The organism is Actinomadura sp., assembly GCF_044508335.1.
Taxonomy (GTDB): Bacteria; Actinomycetota; Actinomycetes; order Streptosporangiales; family Streptosporangiaceae; genus Spirillospora.
Genome location: NZ_JBIQHY010000165.1, coordinates 1 through 6,905, shown reverse-complemented (window position 1 = coordinate 6,905; position 6,905 = coordinate 1). Strand labels below are relative to the sequence as shown.

At 76.4% G+C, this 6,905-nt stretch carries 8 protein-coding genes; 4 read left to right on the top strand and 4 right to left on the bottom strand.

From position 1 onward, the window contains the following. Positions 1-12 precede the first annotated feature (12 nt). Together ACIWVC_RS32410 and ACIWVC_RS32405 are read right to left on the bottom strand one after the other, a co-directional pair. Positions 13-432, bottom strand: a complete 420-nt coding sequence (locus tag ACIWVC_RS32410) for a RidA family protein (protein WP_396452452.1) — start codon at positions 430-432, stop codon at positions 13-15. 52 nt (positions 433-484) lie between these two features. Next, positions 485-2,224 carry a class I adenylate-forming enzyme family protein gene (locus tag ACIWVC_RS32405; protein ID WP_396455011.1) on the bottom strand — a complete coding sequence of 580 codons (1,740 nt, stop codon included), beginning with the start codon at positions 2,222-2,224 and terminating at the stop codon, positions 485-487. Positions 2,225-2,436: 212 nt separating this feature from the next. Between ACIWVC_RS32405 and ACIWVC_RS32400 the strand changes: the two genes are divergently transcribed. Then, positions 2,437-3,216, top strand: a complete 780-nt coding sequence (locus tag ACIWVC_RS32400) for an HAD-IIA family hydrolase (protein ID WP_396452456.1) — start codon at positions 2,437-2,439, stop codon at positions 3,214-3,216. Between the two features lie 54 nt (positions 3,217-3,270). Here the strand turns inward: ACIWVC_RS32400 and ACIWVC_RS32395 are convergent, their stop codons facing one another. Then, complete coding sequence (locus tag ACIWVC_RS32395) at positions 3,271-3,705, bottom strand: ester cyclase (RefSeq protein ID WP_396452458.1); 435 nt, start codon at positions 3,703-3,705, stop codon at positions 3,271-3,273. A gap of 64 nt (positions 3,706-3,769) precedes the next feature. Between ACIWVC_RS32395 and ACIWVC_RS32390 the strand changes: the two genes are divergently transcribed. Beyond that, entirely contained in the window at positions 3,770-4,393 is a 624-nt protein-coding gene (locus ACIWVC_RS32390) for an IMPACT family protein (protein WP_396455010.1), read from the top strand. Between the two features lie 65 nt (positions 4,394-4,458). Here ACIWVC_RS32390 and ACIWVC_RS32385 read toward each other — a convergent pair whose 3' ends face one another. Further along, on the bottom strand, positions 4,459-5,013 hold the full coding sequence (locus ACIWVC_RS32385) for an alpha/beta fold hydrolase (protein ID WP_396455009.1): 555 nt from the start codon (positions 5,011-5,013) through the stop codon (positions 4,459-4,461). A gap of 399 nt (positions 5,014-5,412) precedes the next feature. Here ACIWVC_RS32385 and ACIWVC_RS32380 point away from each other — a divergent pair, with 399 nt between their 5' ends. Together ACIWVC_RS32380 and ACIWVC_RS32375 are read left to right on the top strand one after the other, a co-directional pair. Then, positions 5,413-5,997: a TetR/AcrR family transcriptional regulator gene (locus ACIWVC_RS32380; protein ID WP_396452464.1), complete on the top strand. Its 585-nt coding sequence runs from the start codon at positions 5,413-5,415 to the stop codon at positions 5,995-5,997. 87 nt (positions 5,998-6,084) lie between these two features. Further along, positions 6,085-6,885: a sulfite exporter TauE/SafE family protein gene (locus ACIWVC_RS32375; protein ID WP_396455008.1), complete on the top strand. Its 801-nt coding sequence runs from the start codon at positions 6,085-6,087 to the stop codon at positions 6,883-6,885. Positions 6,886-6,905 lie beyond the last annotated feature (20 nt).

The window sequence follows — 6,905 nt, the reverse complement described above, 5'->3', positions numbered from 1 at the left end:
GCGGTCGCCGGGTCAGCAGGCCGGGACGACGGCCAGCGCCTCGACCTCGATCAGCAGGTCGTCGCGGACCAGCCGGGACACCTCGATCAGCGACGCGGCCGGCTCCACCCCCTCGGGCACGAACTCGGCGCGCACGGACCGCACCACGCCCACGCCGCCCGCGTCCCGCAGGAAGTACCCGAGCCGGATCACGTGCTCCCAGGTCGCGCCCGCGGCGGTCAGCGCGGCCTCCAGGTTGCCGAACACCTGCCGGGTCTGGGCCTCCAGGTCGCCGGGCCCGACCAGGTTCCCGGCCGAGTCCAGGGCGACCTGCCCGCTGACCACCACCAGCCGGCCGGGGACGTCGACGGAGATGACGTGGCTGTAGCCGGGGCCGGGCGCCAGGCCGGGCGCCTCGACCTGCCGGATTCCCGAACGCGGATCACTGCTCATCACAAGATCACCTTACGGCGTCCCGGCCGCCCCGCGCGGGCCGCCCGCGGGGTCAGCCGAGCAGCTCCTCGCGCAGCCGCGTCTTGAGGATCTTGCCGCCGGGGTTGCGGGGCAGCGGCTCGTCCCGGAACCACAGGTGGGCGGGCACCTTGAACGCGGCGATCCGCCCGCCCAGGAACTCCTTGATCTCCTCCGCGGCGACCTTCTCCCCGGGGCGCGGCACGATGACCGCGCCGACCTCCTCGCCGAGCACCTGGTGCGGGACGCCGATCACGGCGCAGTCGGCCACCGCCGGATGCTCGTACAGGGCGGCCTCGACCTCGGCGCAGTAGATGTTCTCCCCGCCGCGGATCAGCATGTCCTTGGCGCGGTCGACGATGTAGACGAACCCGTCGGCGTCCAGCCGGGCCAGGTCGCCGCTGTGGAACCAGCCGTCGCTGAACGCCTGCGCGGTCGCCTCCGGCTTGTTCCAGTAGCCCTTGATGACGTTCGGGCCCTTGATCAGCAGCTCGCCGACCTCCCCGGGCGGCAGCTCGTTCCCGGCCGGGTCGACGACCTTGACGTCGCAGACCGCGACGGGCGGGCCGACGCTCTCGGGCCGCTCCAGGTAGTTGACGCCGCCGTTGTAGGTGGTCACCGAGGAGGTCTCGGTGAGGCCGTACCCGTTGCCGGGGACCCGCTCGGGCAGCCGCTCCTTGATGGTGTCCAGCAGCGCGGGCGCGGCGGGGGCGCCGCCGTAGCTGACGCCGGTGAGGCTGGAGGTGTCGTACCGGCCGAACTCGGGGGAGGTCAGCACCTGCCACGCCATCGTGGGGACGCCGCCGAACCCGGTGACCCGCTCCCGCTCGATCAGCTCCAGCGCCTTGGTCACGTCCCACTTGTACATCAGCACCACGGTGCCCCCCTGCAGCGCGCTGGTCACCAGCACCGAGTGGCAGCCGGTGGCGTGGAAGAACGGCACGCTCAGCAGCGTCACCCGCGGCTGCGGCGCCATCAGCTCCTCGACGGTGCGGCCGGCGCGGACCCCGGCCGACAGGATCCCGTAGGCGAGGCTGACGGGGTTGGTGGCGATGTTGCGGTGCGTGCCCAGCGCGCCCTTGGGGCGGCCGGTGGTGCCGGAGGTGTAGAAGATGGTGGCGTCGTCGTCGGGGCCGATCGCCACGTCGGGCAGCGACGCGGCGGCCGGGTCGCCGGGGTCGCCGAGCACCTCCGCGAACGGTTCCGCGCCCGCCGGCAGGGGCCCGTCGGGGCGGACGACCAGGCACGCCGCGCCCAGGCCCGGCAGCGCCCCGGCGAGCCGCTCGGCGCGCTCGGCGTCGGCGACGAGGACCTTGGCGCCGCTGTCGGACAGCCCGTACTCCAGCTCGGCGGCGGTCCACCAGGCGTTCAGCGGCACCACCACCGCACCGGCGACGGCGGCGCCGAAGAACGCCACCGACCATTCGGGGTAGTTGCGCATCGCGATCGCGACCCGGTCGCCCTTGCCGACGCCGTAGCGGTCGATGAGCCGCCGCGCGAACGCCGCCGCGGCCGCGTAGTGCGCGGCGAAGGTGAGCCGGTCGCCCTCGTAGACCAGGAAGTCGGCGTCGCCGTGGGCGCGGGAGATCTCCAGGATCTCCCGCAGGGTGGGCGGGGCGTTCTTCCACACCCGGGTCCGGACGCCGCGGATGTCGACCTCGTCCATCTCGAACAGGCTCCCCGGCGCGGTCAGCCGCTCCCTGACCTCGGCGATGCCCGGCAGCCCGCCGGGCGGCGCGGCCTGCCGCCCGCTCTGCCTGTCACGATCCTGCACTGGACGGTCCTGCACGTCGCGCCTCCCGCGGGGTCACGGCGCGCCGCCGCGCGGCCCGACCGCCGAACACGGTTCGGTGCGCCGTCTCGAAAATCTATGATCCGCGTCACGCGCAGGTCAACGCCCCATCGCCGCCCCGCCGCCGGGGCGGCGCCGGCGGCGGCCGCGCGGGAACGGTCCGAACGAAGATCCTCACCTGCGACAATGGGGGCATGACCGAACGCAGGCCGATCGAGTACTGGTTGTCGGACATGGACGGGGTCCTGGTCCACGAGGGCCGCCCCGTGCCCGGCGCCGACGAGTTCATCCGCCGCCTGTCGGCGGCCGGGACGCCGTTCCTCGTCCTGACCAACAACTCGATCTACACCCGCCGGGACCTGTCGGCCCGGCTGGCGGCGGCCGGCCTGCAGGTCCCCGCCGAGTCGATCTGGACCTCGGCGCTGGCGACCGCCCGGTTCCTGGCCGACCAGCGCCCCGAGGGGTCGGCGTACGTGATCGGGGAGGCGGGGCTGACCACGGCGCTGCACGAGGCCGACTTCGTGCTGACCGACATCGACCCCGACTACGTGGTGCTGGGCGAGACCCGCACCTACAGCTTCTCCCAGATCACCCGCGCGATCCGGCTGATCGAGGGCGGCGCCCGGTTCGTGGCGACCAACCCCGACCCGGTCGGCCCGTCCCCGGAGGGGTCGCTGCCCGCGTGCGGCGCGGTCGCCGCGATGATCACGCGGGCGACGGGGGTGGAGCCGTACTTCGTCGGCAAGCCGAACCCGCTGATGATGCGGACCGCGCTGAACGTGGTCGGCGGGCACAGCGAGTCCACCGCGATGATCGGCGACCGGATGGACACCGACGTCGTCGCCGGCATCGAGGCCGGGCTGGAGACGATCCTGGTGCTGACCGGGGTGACCCGCAAGGACGAGATCGCCCGGTTCCCGTTCCGCCCGAGCCGCGTCGTCAACTCGGTCGCCGACCTCGTCGACCTGGTCTGACCCGCGGCCTCCCGCGCGGCCGCCCGCGGGCCTCCCGGGGGGAGGCGGGGGCGGTCAGCCGACGGCGCCGAGCGCGGTCATCAGGCCCAGCGCGTCCGACACCACCCAGTACTCGGCGAACCGGCCGTCCTCGGCGCGGAAGATGTCCTGCCCGCGGAACGACACCCGCGTCCCGGGCGCGGCGGTCGCGCCGGGCACGCCGCCCCGGTAGGTGCCGTGGAAGGTCCACGCGGCCGCGACCATCCCGCCCCCCGTCCCGTCCCCGACGACCGGGCCGGCGTCCAGGCCGGTGCGGACGCCGGAGAAGTACTCGTGGGAGCGGCGGACCTGCTCGGCCGCCTCGGCCGGCCCGTGCACCTCCAGGTCCGGCCAGTGGCCGGTGAAGCCGGGCGCGAGGATCTCCTCGGCCACCGCGAAGTCGCCCTCCCACACCTCGAACAGCCAGCGCCGGTACAGCGCGTCCAAAGAACCCGCGTCCAAAGAACCCATGCCGCCCACCGTGCCCGCCGCCGCGCCGGGCCGAACACGCCCCGGCCGTAGACTCGGACGCGCCATGCGCACGATCAGACAGGGCGGCTCCCGCGAGCTGGAGATACGCCGATCCCGGTTCGTCTGCACGCTCGCCCGCGCCGCCGACGAGGCCGAGGCCGCGGCGTTCATCGCCGCGCACCGCCGCGCCCACCGCGACGCGACCCACAACTGCACCGCCTACGTCGTCGGGGAGCATGGCGAGATCACCAAGAGCAGCGACGACGGCGAGCCGGCCGGGACGGCGGGCGCGCCGATGCTGGAGGTGCTGCTGCGGCGCGGCCTGACCGGCACCGCCGCGGTCGTCACCCGCTACTTCGGCGGGGTCAAGCTCGGCGCGGGCGGCCTGGTGCGCGCCTACTCCCAGGCGGTCGCCGACGCCGTCGACGCGGTCGGGGTGGTCGAGCTGCGCCCGGCGGTGACGGTCACCGTCGGCGTCGACCACGCCCTGGCCGGGCGGTTCCTGGGCGACCTGCACGCGGCCGGGCACCGGCCCGGCGACGTCCGCTACGCCGCGACCGTGGAGGCCGACGTCGCGGTGCCCGCCGAGGACCTGGCGGCGTTCGAGGCGTGGGCGGCGGAGGTCACCGCGGGGCGGGCGGCGCTGCGGCGCGGCGCGGCCGGCCACATCGAGGTCCCGGTGCCCTGACCGCCCCCCGCCCCGGCGGCCCGCGCCCCGGCATCCGTGCGCCCCCGGCGGCCCCGGGCCCCGGGTCAGGCCAGGAAGTCGGCCAGGACGGGCGCGAGGACTTCGGGGGCGACGTCGTGGCTCTGGCCGTCCAGGGTGCGGTGCGTCCCGGCGGGCAGCAGCGCCGCGACGCGGCGGGCGGTGTCGCGCATCCAGGCGGGGCTGTCGCCGCCGTCCACGACCAGCGCGGGTGCGGACACGCGGGCGATGAGCGCCTCGGGCATCGCGCCGCCGCGGGCGTCGTCCATCACCGCCGAGTCGTAGGCCAGGGTCGGCGCGAGCGCCTCCAGCGCCGCCCACATCGGCGAGTTGCGGGCCTGCGCCACCATCTCCCGCGGCATCCCCACGCCCTCCATGAACAGCGCGAGCGCGTCGCCGCGGCGCCCGTCGGCCAGCAGCCCGGTCAGCTCGGTGTTGTAGGCGCGCGCACGGGTCAGCCGGTCGTCGTGGCCGGAGTGGAACGGCGGCTCGAACAGCGCGAGCCGGGTGACGGGCAGCCCCGCCGCGGCGGCGCGCAGCGCCAGCACCGCGCCCGAGGACATCCCGTACACCGCGGCGGACCCGCCGGCCGCGCCGAGCACGGCGGCCAGGTCCTCGATCTCGCGGTCGACGGCGTAGGGCGGGGTGTCGCCGCTGTCTCCGCGGCCCCGCCGGTCATAGGCGAGGACGTGTGCCGGCCGGCGAGCAGCCCGGCGAGCGGAGCGGCCGACCCGCGGTCGTTGAGCGCCCCGCCGACGCAGACCAGGGCGGGGCCGCTCCCGGTCCGGTCGAAGGCGATGCGGGTGCCGTCCTTGGAGTGCACGGTTTCCATGAGGGATGCCCTTCCCAGGTGTCGCGGCCCGGTGCGGGCCGTCTCCCACCCCACCTGCCGGGCGGGCGGCACCGCAACCGACACGCCGCGCGGGACGCCGGCCCCGCCGCGGGGGCGGCCGGGAGGAGGCCCTCCGGGAGGCGCCGCGGCGGGTGTAGCCTTTCCCGCGATGGGCAGCGGGACGGTCGCCGGCGACGGGGTGAGGGCGGAGATCCTCCGGGCCGCCGCCGCGATGCTGGCCGAGCGCGGAACGCCCGCCTGCGCGGCCGACATGTCCGACATCGCTGCGGCGGCGGGGGTGGACCGCGAGACCCTCGACCTCTGGTTCCCCAGCCGCGAGGCCCTGCTGCACGCGCTCTACGAGGCCGCGCTGGCCGACCTGACGGCCCGGCTGGAGGACGCCCGCCTGGACCGCGTCCCCATCGAGGAGGCGGTGGCCCGGATGACCCGCGCGACGATCGCCGCGGCCTGCCGGCACCGGGCGCTCGGGCTGCCGGACCGGACGCCGCGGGAGGCCCGGCTGATCGAGCGGCGGCTCGCGGGGCCGCTGCGCGCGGTGTTCGAGCACGGCGCCGCCGCCGGGCACTTCCGCGCCGACCTGCCCGTCCACACCCTCGCCGAGCTGTACTTCAGCCTGCTGGAGGGCGTGGTGTCGCGCGTCCTGCGCGACCGCCTGGGCGTGGAGGAGGCCACCGCCGCCGCGACCACCCTGTTCCTGTCCGGGGCGCTCGCCCCGCCCGCGCGGCGCGGCTGACCCGGCCGCCGCGATCGCCGATCTTGCGGTGCGGCGGGGGGCGCGGCATAGCCTGAGCCGCGGGCGGCGGAGGCGAGGTGCGTGGCGGTGGCGGGGCTGGAGCCGGCGGTGGCCGCGGGGCTGGTGCTGCTGGCCGTGGCGGCCGGCATCGGGATCACCGCGGTGGGGCCGGGCGGGGTGCTGATCACGGTGGGCCTGTTCGCGTTCACCGGGCTGCCGCCGGCGCGGGTCGCGGGCACCGCGATCGTCACCAACGTCGCGACGGGGGTGCTGGGCACGGCCGTGTACACGCGGTCGGGGCAGCTGCGCGAGCCGCGGACGCGGCGGACGGCTGCGCTGCTGGCGGTCGCGGCGCTGGTGGGGACGCCGCTGGGCGTGCTGGCCAACGGCCTGGTCACCGGCCGGGCGTTCGGGGTGCTGCTGGGGGTGTTCATCGCGCTGGTCGCGGTGCTGGTGCTGCGGCGGCGCCCGCCGGACGCCGGCGGCACCGGACCCGGGAACCGAACCGGGGACGGGGACGGGGCGGGGCGGGGGATCGGGTGGCCGGCGGCGGTGGCGGTCGGCGCGGGCGTGGCGGCGGTGGGCGCGATGTTCGGGGTCGGTGGGCCGCTGCTGAGCGTCCCGCTGCTGATCGCGCTGGGGATGCCGGTGCTGCCGGCGCTGGCGGCGGCGCAGGCCCAGTCGGTGGTGATCGCCGCCGCCGGGACGGCCGGGTACGTCGCGGCGGGCGCGGTGGACTGGCGGCTCGCGGCGCTGCTGGGCGTCCCGGAGCTGGCGGGCGTGCTGGCGGGATGGGTGATCGCCCGGACGGTCCCGGCGGCCGCGCTGAAGGGCGCGCTGGTGGTGTGCCTGCTGGTGCTGGCCCCCTACGTCGCCCTGCACGGCTGACCGCACGACCGGCCCGCACG

Bases quoted from the DNA above. Each gene is read 5' to 3' on its own strand.
- ACIWVC_RS32410 (WP_396452452.1), bottom strand. From the start codon at position 432: ATGAGCAGTGATCCGCGTTCGGGAATCCGGCAGGTCGAGGCGCCCGGC.
- ACIWVC_RS32400 (WP_396452456.1), top strand. From the start codon at position 2,437: ATGACCGAACGCAGGCCGATCGAGTACTGGTTGTCGGACATGGACGGG.
- ACIWVC_RS32395 (WP_396452458.1), bottom strand. From the start codon at position 3,705: ATGGGTTCTTTGGACGCGGGTTCTTTGGACGCGCTGTACCGGCGCTGG.
- ACIWVC_RS32390 (WP_396455010.1), top strand. From the start codon at position 3,770: ATGCGCACGATCAGACAGGGCGGCTCCCGCGAGCTGGAGATACGCCGA.
- ACIWVC_RS32380 (WP_396452464.1), top strand. From the start codon at position 5,413: ATGGGCAGCGGGACGGTCGCCGGCGACGGGGTGAGGGCGGAGATCCTC.